The 14,512-nt window shown below is 68.8% G+C and carries 18 protein-coding genes; 14 read left to right on the forward strand and 4 right to left on the reverse strand.

Features of this window, described 5'->3' with window-relative positions; translation table 11 throughout:
• Positions 1–8 precede the first annotated feature (8 nt).
• Both purB and HD599_RS16630 read right to left on the reverse strand, forming a co-directional pair.
• Entirely contained in the window at positions 9–1,394 is a 1,386-nt protein-coding gene (purB, locus tag HD599_RS16625; RefSeq protein ID WP_184239668.1) for an adenylosuccinate lyase, read from the reverse strand.
• A complete protein-coding gene (locus tag HD599_RS16630; protein ID WP_184239670.1) occupies positions 1,391–1,912 on the reverse strand; it encodes a low molecular weight protein-tyrosine-phosphatase in 522 nt (173 codons plus the stop codon). The genes purB and HD599_RS16630 overlap by 4 nt, the downstream gene beginning before the upstream one ends.
• A gap of 112 nt (positions 1,913–2,024) precedes the next feature.
• Between HD599_RS16630 and HD599_RS16635 the strand changes: the two genes are divergently transcribed.
• Complete coding sequence (locus tag HD599_RS16635; protein WP_184239672.1) at positions 2,025–2,312, forward strand: hypothetical protein; 288 nt, start codon at positions 2,025–2,027, stop codon at positions 2,310–2,312.
• A 2-nt stretch (positions 2,313–2,314) separates the two neighbouring features.
• Positions 2,315–3,757, forward strand: a complete 1,443-nt coding sequence (locus HD599_RS16640) for a hypothetical protein (protein WP_184239674.1) — start codon at positions 2,315–2,317, stop codon at positions 3,755–3,757.
• A gap of 67 nt (positions 3,758–3,824) precedes the next feature.
• Here the strand turns inward: HD599_RS16640 and HD599_RS16645 are convergent, their stop codons facing one another.
• Positions 3,825–4,232: a phage holin family protein gene (locus tag HD599_RS16645; protein WP_184239676.1), complete on the reverse strand. Its 408-nt coding sequence runs from the start codon at positions 4,230–4,232 to the stop codon at positions 3,825–3,827.
• A 53-nt stretch (positions 4,233–4,285) separates the two neighbouring features.
• Here HD599_RS16645 and hisC point away from each other — a divergent pair, with 53 nt between their 5' ends.
• From hisC to HD599_RS16685, 8 genes are all read left to right on the forward strand, one after another.
• Positions 4,286–5,392 (forward strand): histidinol-phosphate transaminase, encoded by a 1,107-nt coding sequence (hisC, locus tag HD599_RS16650; RefSeq protein ID WP_343062126.1) that lies wholly within the window; start codon positions 4,286–4,288, stop codon positions 5,390–5,392.
• Between the two features lie 4 nt (positions 5,393–5,396).
• Complete coding sequence (locus tag HD599_RS16655; RefSeq protein ID WP_184239680.1) at positions 5,397–6,509, forward strand: thiamine pyrophosphate-dependent dehydrogenase E1 component subunit alpha; 1,113 nt, start codon at positions 5,397–5,399, stop codon at positions 6,507–6,509.
• Entirely contained in the window at positions 6,506–7,522 is a 1,017-nt protein-coding gene (locus HD599_RS16660; protein WP_425489169.1) for an alpha-ketoacid dehydrogenase subunit beta, read from the forward strand. The genes HD599_RS16655 and HD599_RS16660 overlap by 4 nt, the downstream gene beginning before the upstream one ends.
• 12 nt (positions 7,523–7,534) lie before the next feature.
• Entirely contained in the window at positions 7,535–8,881 is a 1,347-nt protein-coding gene (locus tag HD599_RS16665; RefSeq protein ID WP_184239682.1) for a dihydrolipoamide acetyltransferase family protein, read from the forward strand.
• Between the two features lie 136 nt (positions 8,882–9,017).
• Positions 9,018–9,980 carry a metal ABC transporter solute-binding protein, Zn/Mn family gene (locus HD599_RS16670; protein ID WP_184239691.1) on the forward strand — a complete coding sequence of 321 codons (963 nt, stop codon included), beginning with the start codon at positions 9,018–9,020 and terminating at the stop codon, positions 9,978–9,980.
• The gene (locus tag HD599_RS16675; protein WP_184239693.1) at positions 9,980–10,804 is read left to right on the forward strand and encodes a metal ABC transporter ATP-binding protein; all 825 of its coding nucleotides are present in this window, start codon (positions 9,980–9,982) and stop codon (positions 10,802–10,804) included. Before HD599_RS16670 ends, HD599_RS16675 begins: the two co-directional genes overlap by 1 nt.
• Positions 10,801–11,685, forward strand: a complete 885-nt coding sequence (locus HD599_RS16680; protein ID WP_184239695.1) for a metal ABC transporter permease — start codon at positions 10,801–10,803, stop codon at positions 11,683–11,685. Before HD599_RS16675 ends, HD599_RS16680 begins: the two co-directional genes overlap by 4 nt.
• 9 nt (positions 11,686–11,694) lie before the next feature.
• Entirely contained in the window at positions 11,695–12,087 is a 393-nt protein-coding gene (locus HD599_RS16685) for a Fur family transcriptional regulator (RefSeq protein WP_184239697.1), read from the forward strand.
• A gap of 18 nt (positions 12,088–12,105) precedes the next feature.
• On the opposite strand, the gene HD599_RS16690 is transcribed toward HD599_RS16685, so the two are convergent.
• Entirely contained in the window at positions 12,106–13,140 is a 1,035-nt protein-coding gene (locus HD599_RS16690) for an LLM class F420-dependent oxidoreductase (RefSeq protein ID WP_184239699.1), read from the reverse strand.
• Positions 13,141–13,346: 206 nt separating this feature from the next.
• Here HD599_RS16690 and rpmB point away from each other — a divergent pair, with 206 nt between their 5' ends.
• From rpmB to HD599_RS16710, 4 genes are all read left to right on the forward strand, one after another.
• Positions 13,347–13,583, forward strand: a complete 237-nt coding sequence (gene rpmB, locus HD599_RS16695) for a 50S ribosomal protein L28 (protein WP_184239701.1) — start codon at positions 13,347–13,349, stop codon at positions 13,581–13,583.
• Complete coding sequence (gene rpmG / locus HD599_RS16700; RefSeq protein ID WP_184239703.1) at positions 13,583–13,750, forward strand: 50S ribosomal protein L33; 168 nt, start codon at positions 13,583–13,585, stop codon at positions 13,748–13,750. Before rpmB ends, rpmG begins: the two co-directional genes overlap by 1 nt.
• 2 nt (positions 13,751–13,752) lie before the next feature.
• Positions 13,753–14,058 carry a 30S ribosomal protein S14 gene (gene rpsN, locus HD599_RS16705; RefSeq protein WP_184239711.1) on the forward strand — a complete coding sequence of 102 codons (306 nt, stop codon included), beginning with the start codon at positions 13,753–13,755 and terminating at the stop codon, positions 14,056–14,058.
• Positions 14,059–14,143: 85 nt separating this feature from the next.
• A complete protein-coding gene (locus tag HD599_RS16710; RefSeq protein ID WP_184239713.1) occupies positions 14,144–14,440 on the forward strand; it encodes an HU family DNA-binding protein in 297 nt (98 codons plus the stop codon).
• Positions 14,441–14,512: the final 72 nt, after the last annotated feature.

Genomic DNA, 14,512 nt, shown 5'->3' on the forward strand with positions numbered 1-14,512 from the left:
CCGCGGCGCTACTTCTGGACGAACCTGACCAGGTCGCTCGCGAGGCCCGCGTATCCGGCCGGCGTCAGCACGCGCAGTCCGTCCTTCGCTTCTTGTCCGATGTCGAGCGCGTCGATGAACTCGACGAGCTCCGTCTGGCCGATGCGGCGGCCACGTGTGAGCTCCTTGAGCAGAGCGTAGGGGTCGGAGATCGAGCTGCGGCCCGCGGTGATCTCGGCGCGGATGACGGTCTGGATCGCCTCGCCCAGGATCTCCCAATTGGAGTCGAGATCGGCGGCGAGGGCGGCGGTGTCGATGCTGAACTCGCTCAGACCGCGGCCGAGGTTGTCCATGGCGAGCATCGAATGGCCGATCGCGACACCGATGTTGCGCTGCGTCGACGAGTCGGTGAGGTCGCGCTGCAGGCGCGAGGTGACGAGGGTCTGCGAGAGCGACTCGAGCAGGGCGCTGGAGAGTTCGAGGTTCGCCTCGGCGTTCTCGAAGCGGATCGGGTTGATCTTGTGCGGCATCGTCGACGAACCGGTCGCCCCGGCCTGCGGGATCTGGGTGAAGTAGCCCATCGAGATGTAGGTCCAGATGTCCGTGCACAGGTTGTGGAGGATGCGGTTGGCGTGGCTCATGCGCTGGTAGAGCTCGGCCTGCCAGTCGTGCGACTCGATCTGGGTGGTGAGCGGGTTCCACTCGAGGCCGAGCGAGGTGACGAACTCGCTCGAGATGGCCGGCCAGTCGAGGCCGGGGTCGGCGGCGACGTGGGCCGCGAACGTTCCGGTGGCGCCGCTGAACTTGCCGAGGTACTGGGTGGCCTCGACCTGCGCGATGACGCGCTCGAGGCGGTAGACGAAGACGGCGAACTCCTTGCCCACGGTGGTGGGCGTGGCCGGCTGGCCGTGGGTGTGGGCGAGCATCGGGGTGTCGCGGTGTTCGACCGAGAGTGCGCGGAGCTTCTCGATGATCGAGCGCAGTCGCGGGGTCCACACCTCGCGCACCGCGGAGCCGATGGTGAGCGCGTACGAGAGGTTGTTGATGTCCTCGCTCGTGCAGGCGAAGTGGGTGAGCTCTGCGACGTCGTTCAGTCCGAGGTCGGCCAGCTTGTGGCGCACCAGGTACTCGACGGCCTTCACGTCGTGACGCGTGGTGGCTTCGAGCGTGGCGAGTTCGTCGATCTCGGCCTGACCGAAGTCGGCGACGAGGGCGCGCAGCGCGCGGGCCTGCTCGTGGTCGAGGCGGCTCGAGCCGAACAGCTCGTGGTCGGTCAGGTAGAGCAGCCACTCGACCTCGACCTGGACGCGGGCGCGGTTGAGCCCGGCTTCGGAGAGGAACTCACCGAGTCCGGCGACGGACGCCCTGTAGCGGCCGTCGAGCGGGCTGAGCGGTTGTTCTGGCAGTGGACTCATTTGACACCCTGAATTCCTGGTTTGATCTGATCGAAAAGTGCGGAGCTCGCGTGCTCGATCATGGAGAGGATCTGATCGAAGAACGCGGCGTCCGAGTAATACGGGTCGGGTACGTCGAGCTGGCTCGACTGGTCTTTGTCGAAGCTCAGCAGCAGCTGAACCTTCGAACGGTCGTGCTCGGTCGACGCCCACGCTTTGAGGATGCGCTCCTGGCTGTGGTCGAAGACCACCACGAGGTCGAGCTCGTCGAACCACCCGGGATCGAACTGTTTCGCGCGGTGCTGGGCGCCGTCGTAGCCGTGCGCGGCGAGGGCGGTGATGGTGCGGTCGTCGGACCGCTCCCCCACGTGCCAGTCCCCGGTGCCCGCCGACATCACGCCGATGCGGTTCTCGAGCCCGGCCTTTCTGATCAGGTCGGTGAAGACGACCTCGGCCATCGGCGAGCGGCAGATGTTGCCGGTGCACACGAAACAGAGTCTGAAGAGCGCGGACTCGTCGAACATGCGCTCAAAACTCATGGGGCCATTCTCGCGTAGATTCCTCTCCCCCACAGCCCGGCCGAGAACCCCGGATGCCACGGGTCGGCTCACCGCGGCACCCGCGGCTGTCGGGCGGGTCGAGCATTGTCGGGTGACAGACCACTCGATCCTCGGCCTCCCCGACCCCGCCGACCTCGCGGCCCGCGCCGCGCTGGGTTCGCAACTGAGTGGACTCGGGGAGGTGGTGGGCCGGCTGGAGCGACTGCGCGGCATGGTGCCGGCCGCGGGGCCCGGCAGCTGGCGCGGACCGGCCCAGAGCGCGTACCGGGCGAGCGTGGCCGACATCGGGCGCGGGCTCGACGAGGCGATCGCGGCGGCGCACGAAGCCCGTCGGTCGACCGAACGCGCGATCCACACGATCTCGGCACGGGTCGGCTGACCGTGGGCGACATCGTCATCAGCGGGGGCGGGTCGATGGCCGTGGCCACCGACGAGCTCTTCACCGACGCCCAGCAGCTGGAGTACGTGCGCGGGGAGGCGTCCGACCTCGCTCGCGCGATCGACGCCGTCGACGCGCGATTCGGCGACGCGCTGCTGCGGCGGGCCGACGCGCCCGTGTCTGCGCTCGACGCCGAGGCCGCGCTGGACCGCACGCGTCAGCTGCTCGCCGAGGTCGACTGGAAGGCGGGCTCGGTGGCGCTGCTGCTGCGCGCGTCGGCCGAGGGCTACGGGTACGCGGAGGCGGCGGCGGAGCGGGCCACCCAGCAGTTGGCCGCGACGTTGGGCTACGGCGTCGGCGCGCTGCTGCCCGTGTTCGCCACGCTGGTCGCGCCCGCGCTGCCGGTGGCGCTCGCGGGGCTGCTCGGGGCGGCGCTCGCGATGCCGGGCGGACCGGCCGCCCTGCCCGGCGCGGTCGGCGACTGGCTCGGCAGCAACGGCCGGGTGTTGACCAATCCGGTGACCGTGGCGCTCGTGCGCGCCGGGGTGATGAGCGTCGACGACCTGATCGGCGGGGCACTCGGACTGCCGCCCACCCTGGTGCGGGCCATCGGCGACGAGGGCATCGGGCTCGCCGGCATCGATACCGCCGGTGCGGCGATCATGGCGCTCGGGGGCGGAGTGGGCCTGCTCAAGGAGTCGCCCGTCGCCACCCGGGCGAGGACGCAGCGCGACGTCGCGGCGGCGCCGCGCGGGCTCGCCGAGCGCATCGACCGGCTGCCGCAGCGCCGGCGAGACGAGAACGGGCAGCCCACGGGGTCGCACATCAGGATCGAGCGGTACACGCAGCCCGGAGAACCCGACCGGTTCGAGGTCTACATCACGGGCACCGCGGACTTCTCGCCGGTGTCGGGGCGCGAGGCGTTCGACCTGACCAGCGACATCGGCGGGGTGGCCGGTCTGCCGGCCGGAGCGGTGCGGGCGGTCGAGCAGGCGATGGCGAAGGAGGGCATCACGGCCGAGTCGCCCGTGCAGTTCAACGGCTTCTCGCAGGGCGGGTTGATCGCCGCGAGCCTGGCCGCCTCGGGCGACTACAACACGAAGGGCGTCTTCACGGCGGGATCGCCGACGGCGCAGATCGACGTGCCGCGGGGCATCCCGGTGGTCGAGCTGGAGCACACCGACGACATCGTCCCCGCGCTCGGGGGCACGCGCGTCGACCGCGACGCGATCGTGGTGGAGCGCGAGGCGTTCGCCGGCCGCGACCTGCCCGACGGGGTGGCGGTGCCGTCGCACGACCGGGGCGAGTACCGCACGACGGCCGAGATGGCCGACCGCGCACGCAGCGCGATGCTCGCCGGTGCGATCGACCGGCTCGACGCGTTCGGGGCCGGGGCGACGGCGATCACCGCGACGACCTATGTGGCGGAGCGGTCACGCAGATGACTAACCGTCTTAGGGGGTTACTGCGCGTGAGGCGACCGTAACCGCACAGTGCGGTTACCGTGGCGAGTTAGCCGCGCGAGCGGTCGGAAGTCGTCAGCGGGCGGGCGAACAGGCCGAGCACCCAGCCGATGAAGCCGAGCACGATCGCGCCGAGAACGCCCCACCAGAAGCTGTCGACGACGAGACCGAAGCCGATCAGGCTCGAGATCCAGCCGACGAGAAGCAGCAGCAGGGAGTTGACCACGAGCGCGAGCAGGCCGAGCGTCAGGATGTACAGCGGGAACGCCACGATGCGGATCGCGTTGCCGATCACCGCGTTCACGATGCCGAAGATGAGGGCGACGATCAGGTACGTGATGACCTGCTCGAGAGTGTCGCCGGGCGCGTACGCGTTGACGTGGATGCCGCTGACGATGAGGGTCGTCAACCAGAAGGCGACGGCGTTGATGATCAGTCGGACGAGAAAGCGCTGCATAGTCACCAACTATGCACCGCGCGCTCCCACAGCCGCAATTAGGCTTGGGCTTCGTGAACGCCAGCGAACAGCCCCCCAGAGTACGACTGCGCCCCGAGATCGAGAAGATGCAGCCCTATCGGCAGGGCAAGCCCGCCGCCGAGGACGCCTTCAAGCTGTCGTCGAACGAGAACCCGTTCGACCCGATCCCCGCCGTCCTCGAGGCTATCGCCGCGTCGAGCGTGAACCGGTACCCGGATGGCGCGGCCACCGCCCTGCGCGCCACCCTCGCCGCGCACTACGGCCTCACTCCCGACAACGTGCACATCGGTGCGGGCTCGGCCTCGATCCTGGCCCAGCTCATCACCGCCGCCGCCGGCGTGGGCGACGAGGTCGTCTACTCCTGGCGAAGCTTCGAGGCGTACCCGGGCCTGGTGATGGTCGCCGGCGCCACGAGCGTGCAGGTGCCCAACACCGGGGACCACCGCCACGACCTCCCCGCGATGGCCGCCGCCGTGACCGACCGCACCCGCGTCGTCATCGTCTGCAGCCCGAACAACCCCACGGGCGCGATCGTCACCAAGGACGAGTTCGTCGCGTTTATGGCGACGGTCCCCCAGACGGTGCTCGTGCTGCTCGACGAGGCATACATCGAGTTCGTCACGGACCCGACGGCCGTGCGCGGCACCGAGCTGCTCGCCGACTACCCCAACCTCGTGGTGCTGCGCACCTTCTCCAAGGCCTACGGTCTCGCCGGCCTGCGCGTCGGCTACGCCCTGGGCGCGGAGTACGTTCTCGACGCGGCGCGGGCATCCGCCATCCCGCTGTCGGTCATCGAGGCCGCACAGCGCGCGGCCATCGTCTCGATCGAGCACCAGGCCGAACTGCTGGAGCGCGTCGGGCACCTCGCCGAGCTGCGCGACCGCATCTGGACCTCGCTCGGCGAGCAGGGGTGGAGCATCCCGCGCCCGCACGGCAACTTCATCTGGCTGCCCACCGGCGAGCACACGGCGTGGGCCGCCGAGGTCTTCTCCGACAACGGGATCGTCGTCCGCGCGCTCGCTCCCGAGGGTCTGCGGGTGAGCATCGGCGAGCACGAGTCTGTCGAGAAACTCCTAAGGGCCGCGGAAGAGGTTGTGGTGAAGCTACGAACGCCGTCGACCGAAGCCACGTTAGATTAGTCAAATGTCTTACACCGCCGCGACGGTCCAGTTGCTCTCCCCGGAGGGCACGCTCGTCGAGAGCGATGCCTCGGCCGAGTACCTCCCCCTCATCGACGCCCTCAGCGACGACCAACTGCGCGATTTCCACCGCCAGATGGTGGTGATCCGGCGGTTCGACCAGGAAGCGGCGAACCTGCAGCGCCAGGGCGAACTCGGCCTCTGGGTCCCGAGCCTCGGCCAGGAGGCCGGCCAGGTCGGGTCCGCGTACGCGTCGCGCCCGCAGGACCACATCTTCCCGTCCTACCGCGAACACGTGGTCGCCCGCATCCGCGGCATCGACCTCATCGGCATCATCGGCCTGCTGCGCGGTACGACGCACGGCGGCTGGAACCCCGAAGAGACCAACTTCCACCTGTACACACTCGTGCTCGGCTCGCACACCCTGCACGCCACGGGCCGCGCCATGGCGATGACCCTCGACGGTGCCACCGGCACCGGCAACCCCGAGACGGACGCCGCGGTCATGGCGTACTTCGGCGACGGGGCATCGAGCCAGGGCGACGTCAGCGAGGCCTTCGTCTTCGCGGCGAGTTACCAGGCGCCGGTCGTCTTCTTCCTGCAGAACAACCACTGGGCGATCTCGGTGCCGGTCGAGGTGCAGTCGCGCACGCCGCTGTACCTGCGGTCGAGCGGCTTCGGCATCCCGGGCATCCAGATCGACGGCAACGACGTCCTCGCCAGCTACGCGGTCACCAAGCAGAACCTCGACGCCTCGCGCAGCGGCCAGGGCCCGCGCTTCATCGAGGCGCTCACCTACCGTATGGGTGCGCACACCTCGAGCGACGACCCGTCGAAGTACCGGCTCGACAGCGAAGTGGAGTACTGGAAGCAGCGCGACCCGATCACCCGCTTCGAGACCTGGTTGCGTTCGCGCGGCGAGGGTGACGCCTTCTTCGCGGACGTCGACGCGGAAGCGGCCGACGTCGCCTCCGACATCCGCAAACGCACGCTCGCCCTCGGGGTACCGCCGGTCGGAAAGATGTTCGACCACGTGTACTCCGAGCCGCATCCCGTCATCGAGGCACAGAAGCAGTGGCTCGCCGAATACGAAGCATCGCTGGAGAACGACGGATGAGCATCGTGACCCCCACAACAGCCGCTATCGAGACCGCGCTCGAGACCATGCCGATGGCGAAGGCCCTCACCGCCGGTCTGCGCAAGGCGATGGCCGACGACCCCAAGGTCATCCTGATGGGCGAGGACATCGGCCCGCTCGGCGGCGTCTTCCGCATCACCGAGGGGCTGCAGGCCGAGTTCGGCAAGAACCGCGTCATGGACACCCCGCTCGCCGAGTCCGGCATCATCGGCACGGCGATCGGCCTCGCGATGGGCGGCTACCGTCCCGTCGTCGAGATCCAGTTCGACGGTTTCATCTTCCCCGGCTTCGACCAGATCGTCTCGCAGCTGGCGAAGATGACCAACCGCCACGAGGGCCAGGTCACCATGCCCCTCGTGATCCGCGTGCCCTACGGCGGACACATCGGCGCCGTCGAGCACCACCAGGAGAGCCCCGAGGCGTACTTCGCCCACACTCCCGGCCTGCGCGTCGTGAGCCCGAGCACCCCGCACGACGCCTACTGGATGATCCAGGAGGCAATCGCGAGCAACGACCCCGTGATGTTCTTCGAGCCGAAGAGCCGCTACTGGCCCAAGGGCGAGGTCGACCTGTCCCAGAACTCCGCGCCGCTGCACTCGAGCCGCGTCATCCGCCAGGGCACCGAGGTCACGCTCGTCGGCCACGGCGCGATGATCAACGTGCTGCTCGGCGCCGCCGAACTGGCGGCGGAGGAGGGCACGAGCGTCGAGGTCGTCGACCTGCGCTCGCTCTCCCCCATCGACTACGACCCCATCGTCGCGAGCGTGCAGAAGACCGGACGCCTCGTCGTCGCCGCCGAGGCCCAGGGCTTCGCGTCGATCGGCAGCGAGATCGCGGCGACCGTCACCGAGCGCGCCTTCTACTCGCTCGAGGCGCCCGTGCTGCGCGTCGCCGGGTTCGACACCCCGTTCCCGCCGGCCAAGCTCGAGACCGTCTACCTCCCCGACGTCGACCGCGTGCTCGAGGCCGTCGACCGCGCAATGGCTTACTAAGAAACCAGGCTCATGAGCACTTTCGAATTCCTCCTCCCCGACGCGGGCGAAGGCCTGACCGAGGCCGAGATCGTCGAGTGGAAGGTCAAGCCGGGCGACACCGTCGCGGTCAACCAGATCCTCGTCGAGATCGAGACCGCCAAGTCGCTCGTCGAACTGCCGTCGCCATTCGCCGGCACCGTCACCGAGCTCTTGGTCGAACCCGGCCAGACGGTCGACGTCGGCACCGTGATCATCCGCGGCTCCGGTGAGGGCGGGCCGGATGCCGCGGCGAGCACGACCGCCGACCCCGACGCCCAGCTCGCCGTCGCCGACACCGCTGCCTCGATCTCCGCGGAGACGGCAGAGGCCGAGAAGCCGGGCGCCGTGCTCGTCGGCTACGGGATCAAGGGCGGCGTGAACTCCCGCCGCCGCCGGTCGGGGGCTGCGCCGGCCGCGGCCGCGGCCGCCCCCGTGGTTCCCTCGGCCCGTCCCGCGTCGGTACCCGCCGCCGCGGCATCCGTCATCATCGCCAAGCCGCCGATTCGCAAGCTGGCCAAGGACCTCGGCGTGACCCTCTCCGAGGTCGTCGCGACCGGTCTCGCCGGCGAAATCACCCGCGACGACGTCATCCGGCAGGCCAGCCAGGCCAGCGTGTTCCGCAACATCCAGACGCCGGAGTGGTCGGACGAGCGCGAAGAGCGCATCCCGGTCAAGGGCGTGCGCAAGGCGATCGCCACCGCGATGACCAACAGCGCGTTCACGGCGCCGCACGTGAGCGTGTTCGTCGACATCGACGCGTCGCGCACCATGGAGTTCGTCAAGCGCCTGAAGAACTCGCCCGACTTCGCGGGCATCCGCGTCTCGCCGCTGCTGATCGCCGCCAAGGCCGTCATCTGGGCCGTGCGCCGCAACCCGATGGTGAACTCGACCTTCACCGATAAAGAGATCACGGTGCACCATTACGTGAACCTCGGCATCGCCGCAGCGACGCCGCGCGGTCTCGTCGTGCCCAACGTCAAGGACGCCAACGAGCTGTCGCTGCGCGAACTCGCCGTGGCGCTCGAGCAGCTGACGATCACGGCGCGGGATGGCAAGACCACCGCCGCCGACATGTCGAACGGCACGATCACGATCACGAACCTCGGCTCGTTCGGCATGGACACCGGTACGCCGATCCTCAACCCGGGCGAGGTCGGCATCGTCGCTCTCGGCACGATCAAGCAGAAGCCCTGGGTCGTCGACGGCGAGGTGCGCCCGCGCTTCGTCACGACGCTCGGCGGCAGCTTCGACCACCGCGTGGTCGACGGCGACGTGGTCAGCCGCTTCATCGCCGACGTCGCGAGCGTGCTCGAGGAGCCCGCGCTGCTGCTCGACTAGTCGACACTTCGCGGATTGAGCCTGTCGAAATCCCCGCACCACGCGGCCGGGATTTCGACAGGCTTGCTCCGCTTAAACGGTATGCCATACTGTTGATAACGAATCTCATTACGTTTATCGATCTAGAAACGACCCCATGCGCATCCCCACTCCCCGCACCGCACTCGTCGGCGGAATCGCCGTCGCCGCCCTCGCCCTCACCGGCTGCGCCGCGAGCGACACCCCGGCCGAATCGACCGGGCTGTCGATCGTCGCGTCGACCAATGTCTACGGCAGCATCGCCGAGTCGATCGGCGGCGACCTCGTCACAGTTACCAGCCTGATCACCAGCGCCGCTCAGGACCCGCACAGCTACGAGGCCTCGGCCCAGGACCAGCTCGCGCTCTCCAAGGCCGACCTCGTCATCGAGAACGGCGGCGGTTACGACCCGTTCATCGACACGCTGCTCTCCGCCGCGTCGACCGACGCCCCCGTCGTGAACGCGAGCGAGGCGTCGGGCCTGCTCGAGGCGGACCACGACGATGCGACGAGCTCAGCGACCGAGGACGAGGACCACGAGGGCCACGACCACATCGAGGGCTTCAACGAGCACGTCTGGTACAGCTTCCACGGCGTCGAGCACGTCGCCGAGGAGATCGCCGCGCAGCTCGCCGCGCTCGACGCCGACAACGCCGCGACGTACGAGGCCAACTACGAGGCATTCGCCGCGCAGCTCGAACAGCTCGATGCCGATGCCGAGGCGCTGCACACGACGACCGAGGGTCTCGGCGTCGCGATCACCGAGCCCGTGCCGCTGTACCTGCTCGAGGCGGCCGGCTTCACCAACCAGACTCCCGACGAGTTCTCCGAGGCGATCGAAGAGGGCACGGATGTCGCGCCCGCCGTTCTGCAGGAGACCCTGGGTCTCTTCGCCGACGGGTCCGTCGCGCTGCTCGCGTACAACGAGCAGACCGCCAGTTCGGAGACCGAACAGGTGCGCGCCGCCGCCGAGGACAACGATGTGCCCGTCGTGCAATTCACGGAGACCCTCCCGGATGGCGCAGACTATGTCTCGTGGATGACCGACAACCTGAGCGCGATCTCCGCAGCGCTGGGCTGATGCCCGGCCCCGAATCACCCGAAGCCCCCGTTCTCCGATTCGAGAACGGGGCGCTCGGCTTCGGGGACCGCTCGCTGTGGACCGGCCTCGACCTGACCGTGCGGCCCGGGGAGTTCCTCGCGGTGCTCGGTCCCAACGGCTCCGGCAAGACCAGCCTGCTCAAGACGATCCTCGGCCAGCAGAAGCTCGATTCCGGTACGGCGACGCTGAGCGGGCACCCGATCCGTCGGGGCGACCGCCGGGTCGGCTACATCCCGCAGCAGAAGCTCGTGCCGCCGGGCACCCCGCTGCGCGGCCGCGACCTCGTCGCGCTCGGCGTCAACGGGCACCGCTTCGGCCCGCCGCTCACCCGCCGCGGCGACCGCGAACGCGTCGACGAACTGCTCGAGGCGGTCGGCGCGACCGAGTACGCCAACCAGCCCGTCGGCACCCTTTCCGGCGGCGAGCAGCAGCGGTTGCGCGTCGGCCAGGCCCTCGCCGGCGACCCCGTGCTGCTGCTCTGCGACGAACCGCTGCTCAGCCTCGACCTGCACCACCAGCGCGCGGTCTCCGAGCTCATCGACCAGCGTCGGCGCGAGCACAACACCGCGGTCGTCTTCGTGACCCACGACGTGAACCCCGTGCTCGGCGTCGTCGACCGCATCCTCTACCTCGCCGGCGGCAAGTTCCTGCAGGGAACCCCCGACGAGGTCCTGCGCTCCGACGTGCTGAGCGACCTCTACGAAACCCCGGTCGACGTCATCCGTTCGCACGGCCGCGTCATCGTGGTCGGCGTGCCCGACGGGCACGACCACCACGACCACCACGACGAGGAAGCCGAATGACCGAGGACCTCGCCGACATCTGGGGCCGGATGTTCAACTTCGCCAACTACGGCGAACTGCTCGCCCTGGTGCAGAACTCCATCGTCGCGGCAGCCGTGCTCGGCATCGTCGGCGGCCTGATCGGCGTCTTCGTCATGCAGCGCGACATGGCCTTCGCGGTGCACGGCATCAGCGAGCTCTCGTTCGCGGGCGCCGCCGGGGCGCTGCTCCTCGGGGTCAACGTCGTCGCCGGTTCCCTCGTCGGCTCTCTCATCGCCGCGGTGCTCATCGGCATCCTCGGCGCCAAGGCGCGCGACCGCAACTCGATCATCGGCGTGCTCATGCCGTTCGGCCTCGGGCTCGGCATCCTGTTCCTCGCCCTCTATCCCGGCCGCAGCGCGAACAAGTTCGGCCTGCTCACGGGCCAGATCATCTCGGTGGACATCCCGCAGCTCGGCCTGCTCATCAGCCTCTCGGTCGTGGTGCTCGTCGCCCTGCTGCTGGTCTGGCGCCCGCTCACGTTCGACAGCCTCGACGCCGACGTCGCCGCGGCGCGCGGAGTGCCGTCGCGCGCCCTCTCCCTCGGCTTTATGGTGCTGCTCGGCCTCACGGTCGCCGTCTCGGTGCAGATCATCGGCTCGCTGCTCGTGCTCGCCCTGCTGGTGACCCCGGCCGCCGCGGCCCTGCGCGTGTCGTCGTCGCCCGTGCTGGTTCCGCTGTTGAGCATGGTCTTCGGTTTCGTCTCGGCGGTCGGCGGCATCCTGCTCGCCCTCGGCGGTTCGCTGCCGATCAGCCCGTACATCACGACCATCTCGTTCCTCATCTACGTGGTGTGCCGCATCGTCGGATCCCGCCGCAGCCCACGCCGGCTGCCCCGGGCGCTCGCGACGGCCGGGCGGTAGAATCGCCGCATGAAGCGCAACACCTGGCAGCGGGAAGCTGTCCGCGAGGCCCTCGGCTCGTCCGAGGGGTTTGTGAGCGCCCAGGCTCTTCATTCCGCACTGCGCGACACCGGCTCCCCCATCGGACTGGCCACGGTGTACCGCGCGCTCGCCGACCTCGCGGTCGAGGGCGAGGCCGACTCGCTGCAGCAGGAGGGCGAGAGCCTGTACCGCGCCTGCACGCCGGGCAGCCACCACCACCACCTCATCTGCCGCAACTGCGGGCTCACCGTCGAGATCGAGGCCGACGCGGTCGAGGTCTGGGCCAAGACCGTCGCCGCCGAGCACGGCTTCACCCAGCCGAACCACATCGTCGACGTTTTCGGCTACTGCGCCGCCTGCTCTGTCGCGCTCGCGAAGTAGAAGTACAAGTAGACGCCGCTAGCCCAGCAGCTCGGCGACCGCCCGCAGCGCGTGCACGTCGCCCTGCACGAGCAGCGTCGTGACGACCGACTCCTCCCACGCGGCGAGATCGTCGCGGATCTTCTCGGGCGGCCCCACGAGCGCGATCTCCTCGACCAGCCGGGTCGGCACCGCCGCGATCGCCTCGCTCGTGTGGCCGGCCAGGTACAGCTCCTGGATGCGGTCACACTCGGCCGCGTAGCCGAGCCGGTCGATCACATTGCGGTGGAAGTTGGCCTCCCGAGCGCCCATCCCGCCGACATACAGGGCGACGAGCGGGCGGATGACGTCGGCTGCAGCCTCGACGTCGGCGTGGGGCACCACGGGGATCTGCACGGCCACCTCGAACCCCTCGCGCGCGGACCGGGCTGGGTCGCGCAGCCGGAATCCGGCCTCGAGTTGCGCCGCGGCATCCGCGTTCGCTTTCGGTGAGAACAGAAAGGGCAGCCAGCCGTCCGCGATCTCGGCCGCGAGGGCGACGTTCTTGGGGCCTTCGGCGGCGAGGTAGATCGGCAGGTCGGCGCGCAGCGGATGCACCGTCGACCGCAGCGGCTTGCCGAGCCCGGTGGCGTCGACGCCCGTGTACGGCAGCGGATAGTGCGGTCCCGGCGCGGTGACGGGACCGGAACGGGCGAGGATGTCGCGTACGATCGCGAAGTACTCGCGGGTGCGGGCGAGCGGCTTCGGGTAGGGCTGGCCGTACCAGCCCTCGACGACCTGGGGACCGGAGACGCCGAGACCGAGGATGACGCGGCCGCCGGACAGGTGGTCGAGGGTCATCGCGGCCATCGCGGTGGCCGCGGGGGTGCGTGCCGACATCTGCGCGATGCCCGTTCCGAGCCGCACCGTCGCGGTCTGCGAGCCCCACCATGCGAGCGGGGTGAACGCGTCCGAACCGTAGGCCTCCGCGGTCCACACCGATTCGAAGCCGAGCCGCTCCGCCTCGAGTATCGCCTCGAGGGCGCCGGGCGGCGGGCCCTTGCCCCAGTAGCCGGTCGCGTATCCCAGTCGCACAGTGCCTCCGCCCGTTGATTTTCCGCGGTTTTCATTTGCGGCGGCGGGCCGCGATCCCGTAAGCTAGACCCTTGGCCGGGACTATCCCGGTCATCTTGTACGCCAACTCCCCTTAATCCTCACGGAATCTGACGGAGTTCTGCGCGTGCCGACAAGAAATCTTGGGTAGGGCACCTCGTCCTACGGTATCTAAGGAGAAGACCATCATGGCAGCAACCTGCCAGGTGACCGGAGCCGTTCCCGGCTTTGGGCACAACATTTCGCACTCGCACCGACGCACCAAGCGTCGCTTCGACCCGAACGTCCAGAAGAAGACGTACTACGTTCCTTCGCTGCGCCGCAACGTGACGCTGCAGCTTTCCGCAAAGGGCATCAAGGTCATTGACGCCCGTGGCATCGAGTCTGTCGTCAAGGACATTCTCGCTCGTGGGGTGAAGATCTAATGGCAAAGGCACAGGACGTACGTCCGATCATCAAGCTCCGCTCGACGGCTGGCACCGGTTACACCTACGTGACCAAGAAGAACCGTCGTAACGACCCCGACCGCCTCGTGCTCAAGAAGTACGACCCCGTAGTGCGCAAGCACGTCGAATTCCGCGAGGAGCGCTAAACATGGCTAAGAAGAGCAAGATTGCAAAGAACGAGCAGCGTAAGGTCATCGTCGCGCGTTACGCGACGAAGCGCCTCGAGCTGAAGAAGGCTCTCGTCGACCCGGCCGGAACGGACGAGTCCCGCGAGGAGGCCCGCGTCGGTCTGCAGAAGCTTCCCCGCAACGCGTCGCCCGTGCGCGTTCGTGGCCGCGACGCCATCGACGGCCGCCCCCGCGGTTACCTGAGCCAGTTCGGTGTTTCCCGTGTTCGCTTCCGCGATATGGCGCACCGGGGCGAATTGCCCGGAATTACCAAGTCAAGCTGGTAGATTTCTTCCGGTTCCCCAGACTTGTGGCTTTTCGTCACTAGTTACAGGGGCCAACTAACTGCACGAGGTCCGAGGAGGACATTCCATGGCTGACAAGTCACTAAACCGTACCGAGCTCGTCGCGGCAGTTGCCGCAGCATCTGGCCAGAGCCAGGCTGCCGTCAACGGCGTTGTCGACGCACTCTTCTCCGTTCTGTCCACCTCGGTGGCCGACGGCGTGAAGGTATCCATTCCCGGATGGCTGGCAGTGGAGCGCACGCACCGTGCCGCTCGCGCCGGACGCAACCCGCAGACGGGTGAGGCCATCGAGATCAAGGCGAGCTACGGCGTCAAGCTGAGCGCCGGATCTAAGCTCAAGGCCGCGGCCAAGGACTCCAAGTAGTCTTTGCTCTCGCCTAACACCTCAGGGGTGTGAACCTTATGGTTCGCACCCCTTTTGTGGTTAACGGGGGTG

The sequence above is a fragment of the Conyzicola lurida genome (assembly GCF_014204935.1).
GTDB classification, from domain to species: domain Bacteria; phylum Actinomycetota; class Actinomycetes; order Actinomycetales; family Microbacteriaceae; genus Conyzicola; species Conyzicola lurida.